This is a genomic window from Pelomonas sp. BJYL3, assembly GCF_027257975.1.
Lineage (GTDB): Bacteria > Pseudomonadota > Gammaproteobacteria > Burkholderiales > Burkholderiaceae_C > Roseateles_B > Roseateles_B flavus.
The window spans coordinates 93,065-106,938 of the sequence record NZ_JANZKX010000005.1 but is presented as its reverse complement, the minus strand read 5'-3'; the positions used below and the strand labels follow the sequence as shown (position 1 = coordinate 106,938).

Sequence of the window (13,874 nt, the reverse complement as noted above, 5' to 3'; positions counted from 1 at the left end):
CCCGCCCTGCCCTCAGCCCGAGCCGAGCCGCCGCACGCGCGCCTCCACGCGCGCCCGCAGTCGCCAGCGGCCGGCATCGGCCAGCATGCGGGCCGCCCAGCGGAAGACGTTGAACTCCCGCACCGTGCTGCGCAGGCTCACCATGCGCTCGCGCTGTTCGGCCGGTGGCATCGTGGCGGCGCGCAGCAGGGCGTCGGCCGTCTCCTCGACGTGATAGGGATTCACGATCAGCGCCTCCGTCATCTCACGGGCCGCGCCGGCAAAGCGGCTCAGCACCAGCACACCCTGCTGGTCGTCACGGGCAGCCACGAACTCCTTGCACACCAGGTTCATGCCGTCGTGAAGGCTGGTGACCACGCCGATGTCCGCGGCGCGGAACAGCTCGTTCACGGCGTCCGGCTCATGGTGCTGGGCCAGCAGGTGCACCGGCCGGTAGCCGGGCCGCCCGAAGCGCGTGTTGATGCGCTCGGTGACCCGCTCCACATGTTCCTGGAAGCTGCGGTATTCGTCCAGCGAGGCGCGTGTGGGCGCGGCCACCTGCACGAAGACGAAGCGGCCGATCCATTCGGGCGCCTTCTCCAGCAGCCGCTCCACGGCATTGAGCCGCTCCAGAATGCCCTTGGTGTAGTCAAAGCGGTCCACACCCACCGCCAGGCACAGGTCCTGCGGCAGGCCCAGGCGGTCGATCACCTGCTGGCGGCACTGGGCCACGCTGGGCCAGGCCGCCACCGTGGCGGGCTCCGGCCATTCGATGGAGATGGGGTAGCTCTCCACCAGCGTCTCCTTGTCCTGGAAGCGGATGGTGGAGTACTCGGCCTCGATGCGGGCCTCCAGGGAGCGGTCCACCGTCTCCATGAAATTGCGGCAATGGAAGCGGGTATGGAAGCCCAGGATGGTGCTGCCCAGCAGCCCCTGCAGGATCTCCTTGTGCCAGGGGCAGATGCCAAAGGACTCCGGATTGGGCCAGGGGATGTGCCAGAAGGTCAGCACCGTGGCCTGAGGCAGCTGGGCACGGATCATGGCCGGCAGCAGGGCGAAGTGGTAGTCCTGCACCAGCACCACGGGATCCTCGCTGCGGGCCTCGGCCACGACGGCATCGGCGAAGCGCTGGTTGACCCGCTGGTAGGCCTCCCAGTCCGATTCCCGGAAGACCGGCCGCACGTGCGCCACATGGCACAGCGGCCACAGCCCTTCGTTGGCGAAGCCATAGTAGTAGCCCTGCTCCTCCTCGGGTGTCAGCCAGATGCGGCGCAGCTGGTAGTCCTCCACGCCGGGCGGCACGGCCACGCGGTCGTGGCGGTCCACGGCCTCGCGGTCCGCGCTGCCGCTGCCATGGGCAATCCAGGTGCCCGAGCAGGCCCGCATCACCGGCTCCACCGCGGTGACCAGGCCGCTGGCGGGCCGGCGCACGACGATGCCCTCCGGCCCCTGCTCATGGATGTAGGGCTCGCGGTTGGAGACCACGATGACCTGGTCCCCCCGCAGCTGGGTCTGCAGCAGGTTGCGCAGGCGCTCGCCGGTCCATTCCAGGGCCGGGCCCTGCATGCGGCGGTATTCGTCCTCGAGGTCGCGCAGGCTGTTGCGGAGTTCGTCGACAAAGGGCGCCAGCTCCGGCGGCGGCAGCAGCGGGCTGACCAGCCCCTCGCCCCGCATGATGGCCCGCGCACCCTTGACCCAGCCGCGCCAGCTCAGCTGCGCCACGATGACGGTGATGAGGGCGATGACAAAGCCCAGGATGGCGATGAAGCCGACCAGGTAGCGCCGGGTGTCCTGGCTGCGCTTCTCGATGAAGCTCATGTCATGCAGCAGCACCAGGCGGCCGACGATCGCAGGCCCCTGAGCCGCAGCGGCCGCGTCCTGGGCGGGCGCAGCCGAGGCGGCGTCGAAGGTCGCCGGCCCGCTGGCGGGATTTCCCCAGGGCTCGGCGGGCAGATCAGGCGCCGGCCGCATGATGTGGTGCACGCCCACATGCACGGCACCGCCCGCCAGCTTGAGACGAGGATCCTGGCGGTTGGCGATGGAGAGGCTGCGCGCACAGCTGAGCCCGTCCGGAAAGGCGTGCGTGGCATGCAGCAGCGTGCCCTGGGCATCGCAGGCGGCGATGGCGAACAGGCGCTCGTCCTGCACCGCCCGGTCGAGCAGCGTGGACAGCCGTTCCCCGCGCGGGTCCAGCAGGGCCTCCGCCACGGCGTCCGACATGGCATTGACCATCAGGGCGCCACGGCTATTGAGGTCCCGTGAGAACCATCGCAAGGTAACCTGATCCAGCAGTGGCAGCGCGATGTAGGCCGCCCCTACCAGCGCAACCGCCAGAGGAAGCAGGAAGCGCAGTTGGAGTCTGAGTGTCTTCATCCCTGGATTCCGGCATGGGCCCGGATTCCGAGGCGGGGCCCGGTGCCATGCGAGCGTTCTTGTACCAATATTGCGTCAACGACGCGCGCTTCATGGGTTTCGATCAGCAACAAGAGGTCTCTGTATGCAGGACAAGCAATCGCTGCAAACCTCGCCGGCGTCCCTGGACCTGGCACTCATCGGCAACTGCCAGATCAGCGCCCTGGTGGACGCGAAGGCCCACATCGTCTGGTGCTGCATGCCGCGCTTCGACAGCACACCGGTCTTCGACGCGCTGATGCATTCGGCAGAGGGCATCGGCTCGGAAGGCGTCTTCAGCGTGGAGATCGAGCACCTGGCGCGATCCGAGCAGCGCTACGAGCCGGGCACGGCCATCGTGCGCACCGAGCTGTGGGACGCGCAGGGCCAGGGCATCGAGGTGATCGACTTCGCCCCTCGCTTCATCACCCGTGACCGCCCCTTCAGGCCCGCGCAGCTCGTGCGCCGCGTGCGGCCCCTGGCCGGGCACCCCCGCGTGCGCTTCCGCGTGACACCGCGTGGCGACTGGGGGCGCACGGCCCCCACCCTCACCCGCGGCAGCCATCACCTGCGCTACATCCTGCCCGAGCTGGTGCTGCGGCTCAGCACCAATGTGCCGCTGAGCTATCTGGTCGACCAGACCTGGTTCTCCCTGCACAAGCCGGTGAGCCTGCTGCTGGGGCCGGACGAGACCCTCGACGCCGGCATCGAGGAGACGGCGCGCAGCTTCGAGGAGCAGACCTCCCTGTACTGGCGCCACTGGACCCACCGCCTGGCCCTGCCCCTGGAATGGCAGGAAGCGGTGATCCGCGCGGCCATCACGCTCAAGCTGTGCCAGTACGAGGAGACCGGCGCCATCGTGGCCGCCATGACGACCAGCATTCCCGAGGCCCCGAACAGCGGCCGCAACTGGGACTACCGCTACTGCTGGATTCGCGACGCCTTCTTCGTGGTGCGCGCGCTCAACGGCCTCTCCGAGGTGGGCACCATGGAGGGCTACCTGAACTGGCTCTACAACGTGATCCGCAGCGCGCGAGACGGCCATGTCCAGCCGCTCTACGGCCTGGGCCTGGAGGCCGATCTGCCGGAGTCCATCGTGGAAGGCGCGTACGGCTACCGGGGCATGGGGCCGGTGCGCATCGGCAACCAGGCCTACGAGCATTTCCAGCACGACGTGTACGGCAGCGTGGTGCTGGGCGCGGCCCAGGCCTTCCATGACATGCGCCTCTTCAGGCAGGCGGACACCAAGGACTTCGAGGCCCTGGAGTCCATGGGCGAGCAGGCCTGGCTGCTGCATGAGCAGCCCGACGCCGGCATCTGGGAGCTGCGCACGCGGGCACGCATCCACACGTCCTCGGCCCTCATGTGCTGGGCCGCCTGTGACCGCCTGGCCCACGTGGCGCAACGCATGTCGCAACCGGAGCGCGCCGCCCTCTGGCGCACGCGGGCCCATGCCATCCAGGCCAAGATCCTGGCCCGCTCCTGGAACGAGAAGCGCCAGGCTTTCGTCGAGAGCTTCGAGGGATCGGACCTGGACGCCAGCGTGCTGCTGATGGGCGAGGTGGGCTTCCTGAACCCGCAGGACCCGCGCTTCATCAGCACCGTCCGCGCCCTGGAGACCACGCTGTGCGACGGCTACTTCATGCGCCGCTACGAAGGCCGCGACGACTTCGGATTCCCCGAGACCGCCTTCAATGTCTGCACCTTCTGGCACATCGACGCCCTGGCGCGCACCGGCCGGCGGGCGCAGGCCCGGGAGAACTTCGAGGCCATGCTGTCCCGCCGCAACAGGCTGGGCCTGCTGAGCGAGGACCTGGCCCCGGCCACGGGCGAACTCTGGGGCAACTTCCCGCAGACCTACTCCATGGTGGGCATCATCCACAGCGCCGTGCGACTCTCGGCGCCCTGGGACAGCATGATCTGAGCCGCGCCTCAGGGCTTCTGGAATCCGTGGCGGGCCAGCACCGCCTGGCCCGCCGGCGAGAGCAGGTAGTCGATGAACTGGCGGGCGCCCTCGGCATTGCCGCCGCCGGCCACGGCCGCCACGGGGTAGCGGATGGGCGAGACGGTCGGCACCACGGCGACCACACGGACCTTCTCCTGCTGCACGGCCGCATCAGTGGCATAGACGAAGCCGGCGTCCACCTCGGCCCGCGCCACATAGTCCAGGGCCTGCCGCACATTGCTGGCATAGACGGCCTTGGACGCCACTGCAGGCCACAGCCTGGCGGCCTCCAGGGCACCCTTGGCATAGCGCCCCGCCGGCACGCCCTCGGGCTTGCCCAGGGCCACGCGCTGCACGGCAGGCAGCTGCAGGTCTGTGAGGGCCTTGAGGCTCACCGCGCCGGTCGCAGGCACGACCAGCACCAGACTGTTGGCCACGAAGTCGCGCCGCGTGCCCGTGAGCACGGCCTTCTGTGCCTCGGCGCGGTCCATGGTCTCCTGGTCCGCGGAGGCGAAGACGTCCACCGGCGCACCCTTGGCAATCTGGGCCAGCAGAGCGTCCGAGGCCCCGACATTGAGCAGCACGCGCGTGCCGGGGTGGCGGGCTTCAAAGGCCGGTGCGATCTCTTTGAAGGCATTGCCCAGGCTCGCCGCAGCGGAGACGGTGAGATCAGCCGCCAGGGCCGGCAGCGCGCAGAGCATGGCGCCGCCAAGCGCGGCCTTCAGCAGGAGACGGTGGGGAAGGAGCATGACGGTGCGCAGTCCTTGTGGATTGCGGAGGCGGTGGATTGAATCGAGCGCAATATACACCCATGCATAACGACCGCAGCCTGGCATCGCCGCGGAGCTTGCGCCCGCTCAAGCCCTGCCCCGCCGCAGCAGAAAGGCGGCCGGGATCAGAAACAGCGACAGCAGCGGAGCGCTGAGCATGCCGCCCAGCATGGGCGCGGCGATACGGCTCATCACCTCGATGCCCGTGCCGCTGCCGAAGACGATGGGCAGCAGGCCGGCCAGGATCACCGCCACCGTCATGGCCTTGGGCCGCACGCGCAGCACGGCACCTTCGCGGATGGCGTCCAGCAGCTCGGCGCGAGACAGCGCCTCGCCCTCGCGCTGCCGCGCCTCCAGCGCATGCCGCAGATAGACCAGCATCACCACGCCGAACTCCGCCGACACCCCTGCCAGCGCGATGAAGCCCACCCCGGTGGCCACCGACAGATGCATGCCCATGAGGTAGAGGAACCAGACGCCGCCGGTCAGCGCGAAGGGCAGCGTGGCCATGATCAGCAAGGCCTCGTCCAGCCGGCGGAAGGTCAGGTACAGCAGCAGGAAGATGATCAGCAGCGTGGCCGGCACCACCACCTGCAGCCGGGCATTGGCGCGCTCCAGATATTCGAACTGGCCCGAGTAGGCGATGCTCGTGCCGGGCTCCGGCTTCACCGACCTCGCCACGGCAGCCCGCAGCTCGCGGGTCACCGCGGCCAGGTCGCGGCCGCGCACGTCGACATAGACCCAGCCCGTGGGCCGCGCGTTCTCGCTGCGCAGCATGGGCGGTCCTTCGCCGAGGCGCAGCCGGGCCACGCTGCCCAGGGTGATCTGCAGGCCCGCGGGCGTCAGCAGGGGCAGCTCGGCCAGGCGCTGCGGCGAGTCCCGCCATTCACGCGGATAGCGCAGGTTGATGGGGTAGCGGGCCAGGCCCTCCACCGTCTCGCCGATGTTCTCACCGCCGATGGCGCCCGCCACCACGGCCTGCACATCGGCCACGTTGAGACCGTAGCGTGCGGCGGCGGTTCGGTCGATGTGCACGTCGAGATAGCGCCCGCCGGTGAGGCGCTCGGCCAGCGCCGAGCTCACGCCCGGCACCGTGCGCGCCACCTGCTCGATGCTCAGGCTCATGCGCTCGATGGCCGCCAGATCCGGGCCGCTGACCTTGACGCCGATGGGGCTCTTGATGCCCGTGGCCAGCATGTCCACGCGATTGCGGATCGGCGGGATCCACAGATTGGACAGGCCGGGGATGCGCACCGCCCGGTCCAGCTCCTCCACCAGCTTCTCCGGCGTCATGCCGGGGCGCCACTGTTCGCGGGGCCGGAGCTTGACGGTGGTCTCGAACATCTCCAGCGGCGCCGGGTCCGTGGCGGTCTCGGCGCGGCCGGCCTTGCCGAAGACATGCTCGACCTCGGGCACCGTGCGGATCATGCGGTTGCTCAGCTGCAGCAGCTCGGTCGCACGCTGGGCCGAGAGTCCCGGCAGGGCCGAGGGCATGTAGAGCAGGTCGCCCTCGTCGATGGCGGGCAGGAACTCGCCGCCCAGGCGCATCAAGGGCCAGGCCGTGCTGGCAAGCACCATCAGGGCCAGGACCAGCGTGCCGCGCGGCCGGCGCAGCACCCACTCCAGCGCGGGCCGGTAGACGGCGATCAGCGCACGGGTGATGGGGTTGCGCTGCTCGTCCGGGATCCGGCCGCGGATCCAGAAGCCCATCAGCACCGGGACCAGGGTGACGGACAGCCCCGCCGCCGCCGCCATGGCATAGGTCTTGGTGAAGGCCAGCGGGCCGAAGAGACGCCCTTCCTGCGCCTCCAGCGTGAAGACGGGCACGAAGGACAGCGTGATCACCAGCAGCGAGAAGAACAGCGCCGGTCCCACCTCCACGGCAGCGTCGGTGATGAGCTGCCAGCGCTCGCCGCCGGACGGGATCCGCCCCTCGTGCGCATGCTGCCAGGCCTCCAGCTTCTTGTGCGCGTGCTCGATCATCACCACGGCCGCATCCACCATGGCGCCGATGGCGATGGCGATGCCGCCCAGGGACATCATGTTGGCGTTGATGCCCTGGTAGCGCATCACGATGAAGGCGGCCAGCACGCCCAGCGGCAGCGCCAGGATGGCCACCAGCGCCGAGCGCAGGTGCCACAGGAAGACGGCGCAGACCAGGGCCACGACGAGGAACTCCTCGAGCAGCTTGTGGCTCAGATTGCTGACGGCACGCTCGATGAGGGCACTGCGGTCGTAGGTGGTGACGATCTCGACGCCCTGCGGCAGCGCCGCCTGCAGTGCGGCCAGCCGGGCGCGCACCGCCGCGATGGCTTCCTGCGCGTTGCGTCCGGAGCGGAGGATCACCACGCCGCCGGCCACTTCGCCCTCGCCGTCCAGCTCGGCGATGCCGCGCCGCATCTCGGGGCCCAGCTGCACGGTGGCGACGTCGCCCAGGCGCACCGGCACGCCCGAGCGCAGGGCCAGCGGCACGGCGCGGAAGTCGTCCAGGGTCTTGAGGTAGCCGTCGGCCCGGACCATGTACTCGGCGCCGGCCAGCTCCAGCACCGAGCCGCCGGTCTCCTGGTTGGCGGCCGTCAGGGCCTCGCGGACCTGGGCCTGGGTGATGCCCAGCGCGCTCAGCCGCAGGGGGTCCAGCACCACCTGGTACTGCCGCACCATGCCGCCTACGCTGGCCACCTCTGCCACGCCGGGCAGGCTCTTGAGCTCGAACTTCAGGAACCAGTCCTGCAGTGATCGCAGCTGGGAAAGATCGTTGCGGCCGCTGCGGTCCACCAGGGCGTACTGGTAGATCCAGCCGACGCCGGTGGCGTCCGGCCCCAGCGCCGGGCGCGCGGAGGCCGGCAGGCGGCCCTGCACCTGGTTGAGGTACTCCAGCACACGGGAGCGCGCCCAGTAGAGGTCGGTCCCTTCCTCGAAGAGCACATAGACGAAGGAATCGCCGTAGAAGGAGAAGGCACGCACTGCCTTGGCACCGGGCACCGAGAGCATGGTGCTGGACAGCGGATAGCTCACCTGGTTCTCGACGATCTGCGGCGCCTGCCCCGGGTAGGAGGTGCGGATGATGACCTGCACGTCGGACAGGTCGGGCAGGGCGTCGATGGCCGTGCCGCGCACGGCCCACAGGCCCCAGCCGGTCAGCAGCAGGGTCGCCAGCAGCACCAGGAAGCGGTTGCCGACGGACCAGCGGATCAGGCGGGCGATCATGGCCGACCTCCGGTCCGCGAGGCCGCTGCTGCCGGCGCAACGGGCTGGATCGCCGTGATCACGGGCTCATCGCCCCGCTGCACGAAGCTGAACCGCACGGTCTGCCCCCTCGTCAGCCCGGCTGCCAGGCGCGGCTCGGCCAGCTTGAAGCCCATGGTCATGGCCGGCCAGCGCAGGGCCGGGATGGCCTCGTGGGACAACATCAGCTCGCCCGCCCCCAGGTCCTCGATGCGGCCCAGCGCGCTGTGGCTCACGGCCTGAGCCACCGGCGCAGGCTCGCTCGCGGCCGGCACGGGCAGCACCCCGCGCAGGCTGGCCTCGGAATCGATGAGGAAGGTGGCCGAGGCCACCACCGACTGCCCGGCCTCCAGCCCGCCGGTGATGACGAGCTCGTCCCCCAGCTCGGCGCCCAGCTGGACCTCGACGGGATGGAAGCGGCCAGGCGCATCGACCGCGTACACGATCGCACGCCGCCCGCTGCGCACCACTGCCTCACTGGGCAGCAGCAGGGCCGTGCGCGGCGTCCCCTGCAGGCGGGCCTGGCCGGACAGGCCCGCCTTCAGCCGCAGGCCCGGATTGGGCAGCTCCAGACGCAGGCGCAGGGTGCGCGTCTCCCGGCTGGCCTCGGGCAGCACGGCGCTCACGCGGGCCTTGAAGACCTCGGCACCGTAGGCCGCGAGGCGCAGCTCGGCCTCCTGCCCGAGGGCGATGGCACCGGCCTGCAGCTCCGGCACCGCCACCTCGAACCACAGCGGGTCCAGGCCATTGATGCGGGCCAGGCTCATGCCGGCCGAGACCGTCATGCCCTGGCGCACCATCAGCTCGGCCAGCAGGCCAGTGCGCGGCGCCACGACGGTGTGCCGCGCCTGCACCTGGCCGCTGCGCTCGACCTCGGCGATCAGCGCCGCCGGCATGCCCAGCAAGGGCAGGCGCTGGCGGGCGGCGTCGGTCAGGGCGACGTCGCCCAGGGCTCGCACGGCCAGGAACTCCCGTTGCGCGGCCAGCCAGTCCGGCAGCAGGAGATCCGCAAGAGGCGCGCCCGCCGCGATGACTTCACCCGGCGCATGGGCGTGCACCTTCTCGACGAAGCCGCCGCTGCGCGCCTGCACCAGGCTCACATCGCGCTCGTTCAGCTGCAGCGTGCCCGGCACCTCGACCGCCGCGGCCACCTCGCGCCGCTGCACCGGTACCGTGCGAAGGCCCAGGGCCTGCACGGTGCGGGCGTCCAGCTGCAGGGCCGGGCCGCCGGGCTCGGGCTCGTCGGCATAGCGGGGCTGCAGCTGCATGTCCATGAAGGGGGACTTGCCGGGCTTGTCGAAGCGCTGGCCCGGCACCATGGGGTCGTACCAGTACAGCACCCGGCGCTCGGCGGGCGCAGCCGGCGACGTGGGGCTGGCACTCCAGCGGGACACCCACCAGCCGGCACCCGCGCCGAGCGCGAGCAGGACCAGGGTCCAGGGGATCATCTTGCGATTCATGGCTTCACTCCTCAGCCAGGCTGTTCAGGCGCAGCTGCAGCAGCGCCTGCCGCGTCTGCAGCTCGTTCTGGCGCAGGCGCAGCTCCAGCAGCTGGGCGCGCGCCGCCAGCACCGCCCCCAGGTCGGACTTGCCGGACTGGTAGGCGCTCAAGGCCAGGCTCACGCGGTCCTTCGCCAGGGGCAGGCCCTGCGAAGTCAGGCGCTCGTGCTGACTTGCCAGGGACTGCAGCTCGGCGAGGTCCTCCTCCAGCGCCAGGCGGTGGCGCTGCTCGGCCTCTTCGCGCTCCAGCTGCACCCGTTCCAGCTCCCGCTGGCGCGCCGCGGCCATGGGCTGCTGGCGGCGCTCCCGCTGCCAGGGCAGGTCGAAGCTGAGCTGGAAGGAGAGCATGTCGCCCCACTGCCGGCCACGGCGGCTGTAGGCCAGCTCCCAGGCCCAGTCGCCGCGCGATTCGGACTCGGCCTCGCGCAGCTCGGCCCGGGCCAGGGCCTGCTGAGCCGGGAAGGCGGCGAGCTCGGCATGGGCATGCAGGCGGGCCCGCAGCGCCTCAGCCTGCACGGGGGGCAGGGGCAGCTCGCCGATGAGGGGCTCGTCGCCCCGCGGGCCGACGAGCCGGCGCAGGGCCGCGCGCGCCTTGAACAGCTCGCGCGTCAGCTCATCCTGCCGGTCCGCCAGGGCCAGGGCTTCCTGGCGCGCCATCACGAGCTCGGCGGCCGCCGCGCTGCCGCCGGCGATGCGGGCCGGCAGGGTGCGTTGCAGCTGCAGGTTCTCGTCCACCAGGGCCTGCAGCAGGTCGCGCCCCCGTTGCGCCGACTGCACCGCGATCCACGCCGTGCCCAGGGCCTGGCGCAGCTGCAGGCGCTGCAGCACCAGGAGTGCGCGCTCCCGGTCGGCACGGGCCTGGGCGGCCTCGGCGCGGGCGGCACGCTTGGCGGCGTTGGGCACCTCCTGCATGAGCGCCAGGCGCTGCATGGTCATGAAGTCGCGCGTCAGGCTCCAGCGGTCGGGGCCGGTGGTGGGCAGGTTCTCCACGCCCAGGCTCAGTCGCGGGTCGGGCAGTGCGGCGGCGGCGGCCTGCGAAGCCCGGGCGCCGTCGGCACTGGCCTGCTGGGCGTGAAGGGCGGGGTTCAGCTGTTCGGCAAGGCGCAGCGCCTCGGCCGGGTCCAGCGCGACGGCCGGACCGGCCAGCAGGGCGAAGGACAGGAGCGCCGCCCGCGCACTGACGGCGCCGGCAGGGGCCGGGCGACTGCGCGCACGGCCGGGAAGGAAGGCAGACATGGTGATCCTCGGCATCGAGACAGGACGACAGTCGGCCGCGCCCCATGCGCGGCGACGCGGGTCCGGCTCAATTCCTGAGGATCAGCAGTGAAAGGTACAAGGGCGGCGCCCCGGGCGGGCGCAGCGGCGCGCCGGCATGCAGGCGCTGCAGAAGCGGCGGCAGGGCCGGCTGCAGCGGCGTGACGACGCCCATCAGCAGGGCCGGCGCCGAGGCGTTGGGCTGCAGGTCCGGCACGGCCGACAGCGCCCTGCCCTGCGCATCCTTCTCGCAATGGGCCTTGCACAGCTGGGGCTGGTCCTCGTCCATGCCGGCGCCCATACCTTCGCAGCCAGGCATCTGGGCCGCCATCGAGACCGCTGCCGAAGCGGCCGCCAGCTGCGGGCAGGCATAGGCCGCCGTGGCCAGCTGCATGAACAGCAGGGCCAGCGACAGGCCGGAGCCCATCCAGCGGCGAAGGCGCCTGGCGAGTTGCATGGTCGCAAGCATAGAAGGCGGCGGCAGCGGCAGCTTGCCTCAGATCAAAGGGGGGGCGGCCTTAGCGCAGCGGGGGCTGCAGCTCCGTCACCACCAGGCTGGCGCCCTTGCGCTCGGCCTTGAAGCGCACGTGGTCGCCGGCCTTGACCTGGTCCAGCATGGCCGGGTCCTTCACCTGGAACACCATGGTCATGGCGGCCATGTCCAGATTGCGGAGCTCGCCATGCTTGATGGTCAGCTTGCGTGCCTCCTTGTCGACCTTGCGGATCTCGCCCTCGCTCAGCTCGCTGGCCGGCGTGGAGGCGGCCGTGCTCTGGGCCAGGACAGGTGTTGCGAGGGGAGCGCCCGCGGCGATCAGTGCGGCGAGTGCGAGGTGCTTGGGCTTGAGCTTGATCGTGTGCATGCGTACGTCCTTCATGGATAGTTTTGGTAGACACGGGTGCTGCCGTCCTTCAGGAGCAGCAGCACCTCGTAGGGATCCTTGCGAGCGCCGTAGGCCGGCCCGTCCATGCCGGGCGACCCCAGGGGCATGGCGGGCACGGCCAGGCCCAGGGCCTGCGGGCGTTCCTGCAGGAGACGGCGGATCTCGCGGGCGGGCACATGGCCTTCGAGGGCATAGCCGCCCACGAGCGCGGTATGGCAGGAGCCCAGCGCCAGGGGGATGCCCAGCCGCTGGCGCGCCTGGGTGTTGCCGCCCTCGGTCACGTCAACCTGGAAGCCCTGGGCCTGCAGATGCCGGATCCAGTCCGTGCAGCAGCCGCAGGCCGGGCCCTTCCAGACCTGCACGCGCGGCGCCGCCGCAAGGGCCAGGCCGGGCACGGCCAGGGCGCCGAGGCCCAGGACCAAATGCAGGGCGTGGCGGCGCAGGGGGTCAGGTCTTGCCATTTCGTTTGTCTTCATCGTGATGCCTTTCGCTGGCCGCCCTCAATGCTCGCCATGCCCACCGTGCCCTCCATGAGCGCCTGGCTTGCGCGCGCGCAGCTCGGTCTCCGAGGGGGCCTGGCGGGGCATGGACTGGCCGCCTGGCGTGCCGGAGCGCGCGGCATCGGGCAGGCCGCCCGTCCACTCGCGCGCCACGGTGCCGGGCGGGTGGCGGTACCAGCCCGGGTCGCTGTAGTCGCCGGGCTTCTGGTCCTTGCGCACCTTGAGGATGGAGAACATGCCGCCCATCTCGACGCCACCGAAGGGGCCGTCGCCCGTCATCATGGGCAGGGTGTTGTCCGGCAGGGGCATCTGCATGCTGCCCATCTCGGCCATGCCGCTTTCGCCCATGGCCATGTAGTCGGGCACCAGCTTCGCGATCTTCTCGGCCAGGTCCTGCTGCTTCACCCCGATCATGGTGGGCACCTGGTGGCCCATGGCGTTCATGGTGTGGTGGCTCTTGTGGCAATGGAAGGCCCAGTCGCCCTCCTCGTCCGCGACGAACTCGACCTGGCGCATCTGGCCCACGGCCACGTCGGTGGTGACCTCGGGCCAGCGCGCGGTCTTGGGCACGGGGCCGCCGTCGGTGCCGGTCACGGTGAACTCATGGCCATGCACGTGGATGGGGTGGTTGGTCATGGTGAGGTTGCCCACGCGGATGCGGACCTTGTCGTTCCTGCGCACATTGAGCGTGTCGATGCCGGGGAAGACACGGCTGTTCCAGCACCACAGGTTGAAGTCCAGCATGGTCATGATGCGCGGCGTGGCGGAGCCGGGATCGATGTCGAAGGCGTTGAGCAGGAAGCAGAAGTCGCGGTCCACCTCCTCGATCAGCGGGTGCCGGCCCTTGGGGTGCGTGATCCACAGGCCCATCATGCCCATGGCCATCTGCGTCATCTCGTCGGCATGCGGGTGGTACATGAAGCTGCCGGGGCGGCGCGCCACGAACTCGTAGACATAGGTCTGCCCGGGCTGGATGGCCTTCTGCGTCAGGCCGGAGACGCCGTCCATGCCGTTGGGCAGGCGCTGGCCGTGCCAGTGCACGCTGGTGTGCTCAGGCAGGCGGTTGGTGACGAAGATGCGCACGCGGTCGCCCTCCACCACCTCGATGGTGGGCCCGGGCGACTGGCCGTTGTAGCCCCACAGCCGGGCCTTCATGCCGGGCGCGAGCTCGCGCAGCACGGGCTCGGCCACGAGGTGGAACTCCTTGACGCCCTGGTTCATGCGAAAGGGCAAGGTCCAGCCATTGAGCGTGACCACCGGGCGGTAGGGGCGGCCGGCGCTGGGCGCCAGGGGCGGCTGGGTGTCGGGGCTGGTCTGCTGGACGGCCTCAGGCAGCGCGGCCAGGGCCACGCGGCTGACGGAGGCGGCCGACACGGCGGCCGTCAGCGCACCGGCACCACGGAAGAAATTGCGTCGGGAAAACATGGGC

General features: G+C 70.8%; 10 protein-coding genes. 1 reads left to right on the top strand and 9 read right to left on the bottom strand.

The window, feature by feature from the left end; all coding sequences use genetic code 11:
- Positions 1–12: 12 nt before the first annotated feature.
- A complete protein-coding gene (locus tag O9Y01_RS16095; protein ID WP_269632624.1) occupies positions 13–2,352 on the bottom strand; it encodes an alpha,alpha-trehalose-phosphate synthase (UDP-forming) in 2,340 nt (779 codons plus the stop codon).
- A 124-nt stretch (positions 2,353–2,476) separates the two neighbouring features.
- Between O9Y01_RS16095 and O9Y01_RS16090 the strand changes: the two genes are divergently transcribed.
- Positions 2,477–4,294 carry a glycoside hydrolase family 15 protein gene (locus tag O9Y01_RS16090; RefSeq protein ID WP_269632623.1) on the top strand — a complete coding sequence of 606 codons (1,818 nt, stop codon included), beginning with the start codon at positions 2,477–2,479 and terminating at the stop codon, positions 4,292–4,294.
- Positions 4,295–4,302: 8 nt separating this feature from the next.
- On the opposite strand, the gene modA is transcribed toward O9Y01_RS16090, so the two are convergent.
- From modA to O9Y01_RS16050, 8 genes are all read right to left on the bottom strand, one after another.
- Complete coding sequence (gene modA / locus O9Y01_RS16085; protein WP_442952763.1) at positions 4,303–5,064, bottom strand: molybdate ABC transporter substrate-binding protein; 762 nt, start codon at positions 5,062–5,064, stop codon at positions 4,303–4,305.
- Positions 5,065–5,172: 108 nt separating this feature from the next.
- Positions 5,173–8,292 (bottom strand): efflux RND transporter permease subunit, encoded by a 3,120-nt coding sequence (locus tag O9Y01_RS16080; RefSeq protein ID WP_269632622.1) that lies wholly within the window; start codon positions 8,290–8,292, stop codon positions 5,173–5,175.
- On the bottom strand, positions 8,289–9,770 hold the full coding sequence (locus O9Y01_RS16075; RefSeq protein WP_269632621.1) for an efflux RND transporter periplasmic adaptor subunit: 1,482 nt from the start codon (positions 9,768–9,770) through the stop codon (positions 8,289–8,291). The genes O9Y01_RS16080 and O9Y01_RS16075 overlap by 4 nt, the downstream gene beginning before the upstream one ends.
- Before the next feature lie 4 nt (positions 9,771–9,774).
- Positions 9,775–11,046 (bottom strand): TolC family protein, encoded by a 1,272-nt coding sequence (locus O9Y01_RS16070; protein WP_269632620.1) that lies wholly within the window; start codon positions 11,044–11,046, stop codon positions 9,775–9,777.
- 67 nt (positions 11,047–11,113) lie between these two features.
- A complete protein-coding gene (locus tag O9Y01_RS16065; RefSeq protein WP_269632619.1) occupies positions 11,114–11,521 on the bottom strand; it encodes a hypothetical protein in 408 nt (135 codons plus the stop codon).
- A 61-nt stretch (positions 11,522–11,582) separates the two neighbouring features.
- Positions 11,583–11,924: a copper-binding protein gene (locus O9Y01_RS16060; protein WP_269632618.1), complete on the bottom strand. Its 342-nt coding sequence runs from the start codon at positions 11,922–11,924 to the stop codon at positions 11,583–11,585.
- A gap of 11 nt (positions 11,925–11,935) precedes the next feature.
- Positions 11,936–12,421, bottom strand: coding sequence for a DUF411 domain-containing protein (locus tag O9Y01_RS16055; protein WP_269632617.1), 486 nt, complete (start codon positions 12,419–12,421; stop codon positions 11,936–11,938).
- A gap of 24 nt (positions 12,422–12,445) precedes the next feature.
- On the bottom strand, positions 12,446–13,870 hold the full coding sequence (locus O9Y01_RS16050) for a copper oxidase (RefSeq protein ID WP_269632616.1): 1,425 nt from the start codon (positions 13,868–13,870) through the stop codon (positions 12,446–12,448).
- Between the last annotated feature and the right edge of the window lie 4 nt (positions 13,871–13,874).

Excerpts from the sequence above, each read along its gene's own strand:
- O9Y01_RS16095 (WP_269632624.1), bottom strand. The coding sequence starts at position 2,352 with ATGAAGACACTCAGACTCCAACTGCGCTTCCTGCTTCCTCTGGCGGTT.
- O9Y01_RS16090 (WP_269632623.1), top strand. The coding sequence starts at position 2,477 with ATGCAGGACAAGCAATCGCTGCAAACCTCGCCGGCGTCCCTGGACCTG.
- modA (WP_442952763.1), bottom strand. The coding sequence starts at position 5,064 with ATGCTCCTTCCCCACCGTCTCCTGCTGAAGGCCGCGCTTGGCGGCGCC.
- O9Y01_RS16080 (WP_269632622.1), bottom strand. The coding sequence starts at position 8,292 with ATGATCGCCCGCCTGATCCGCTGGTCCGTCGGCAACCGCTTCCTGGTG.
- O9Y01_RS16075 (WP_269632621.1), bottom strand. The coding sequence starts at position 9,770 with ATGAATCGCAAGATGATCCCCTGGACCCTGGTCCTGCTCGCGCTCGGC.
- O9Y01_RS16070 (WP_269632620.1), bottom strand. The coding sequence starts at position 11,046 with ATGTCTGCCTTCCTTCCCGGCCGTGCGCGCAGTCGCCCGGCCCCTGCC.
- O9Y01_RS16065 (WP_269632619.1), bottom strand. The coding sequence starts at position 11,521 with ATGCAACTCGCCAGGCGCCTTCGCCGCTGGATGGGCTCCGGCCTGTCG.
- O9Y01_RS16060 (WP_269632618.1), bottom strand. The coding sequence starts at position 11,924 with ATGCACACGATCAAGCTCAAGCCCAAGCACCTCGCACTCGCCGCACTG.
- O9Y01_RS16055 (WP_269632617.1), bottom strand. The coding sequence starts at position 12,421 with ATGAAGACAAACGAAATGGCAAGACCTGACCCCCTGCGCCGCCACGCC.
- O9Y01_RS16050 (WP_269632616.1), bottom strand. The coding sequence starts at position 13,870 with ATGTTTTCCCGACGCAATTTCTTCCGTGGTGCCGGTGCGCTGACGGCC.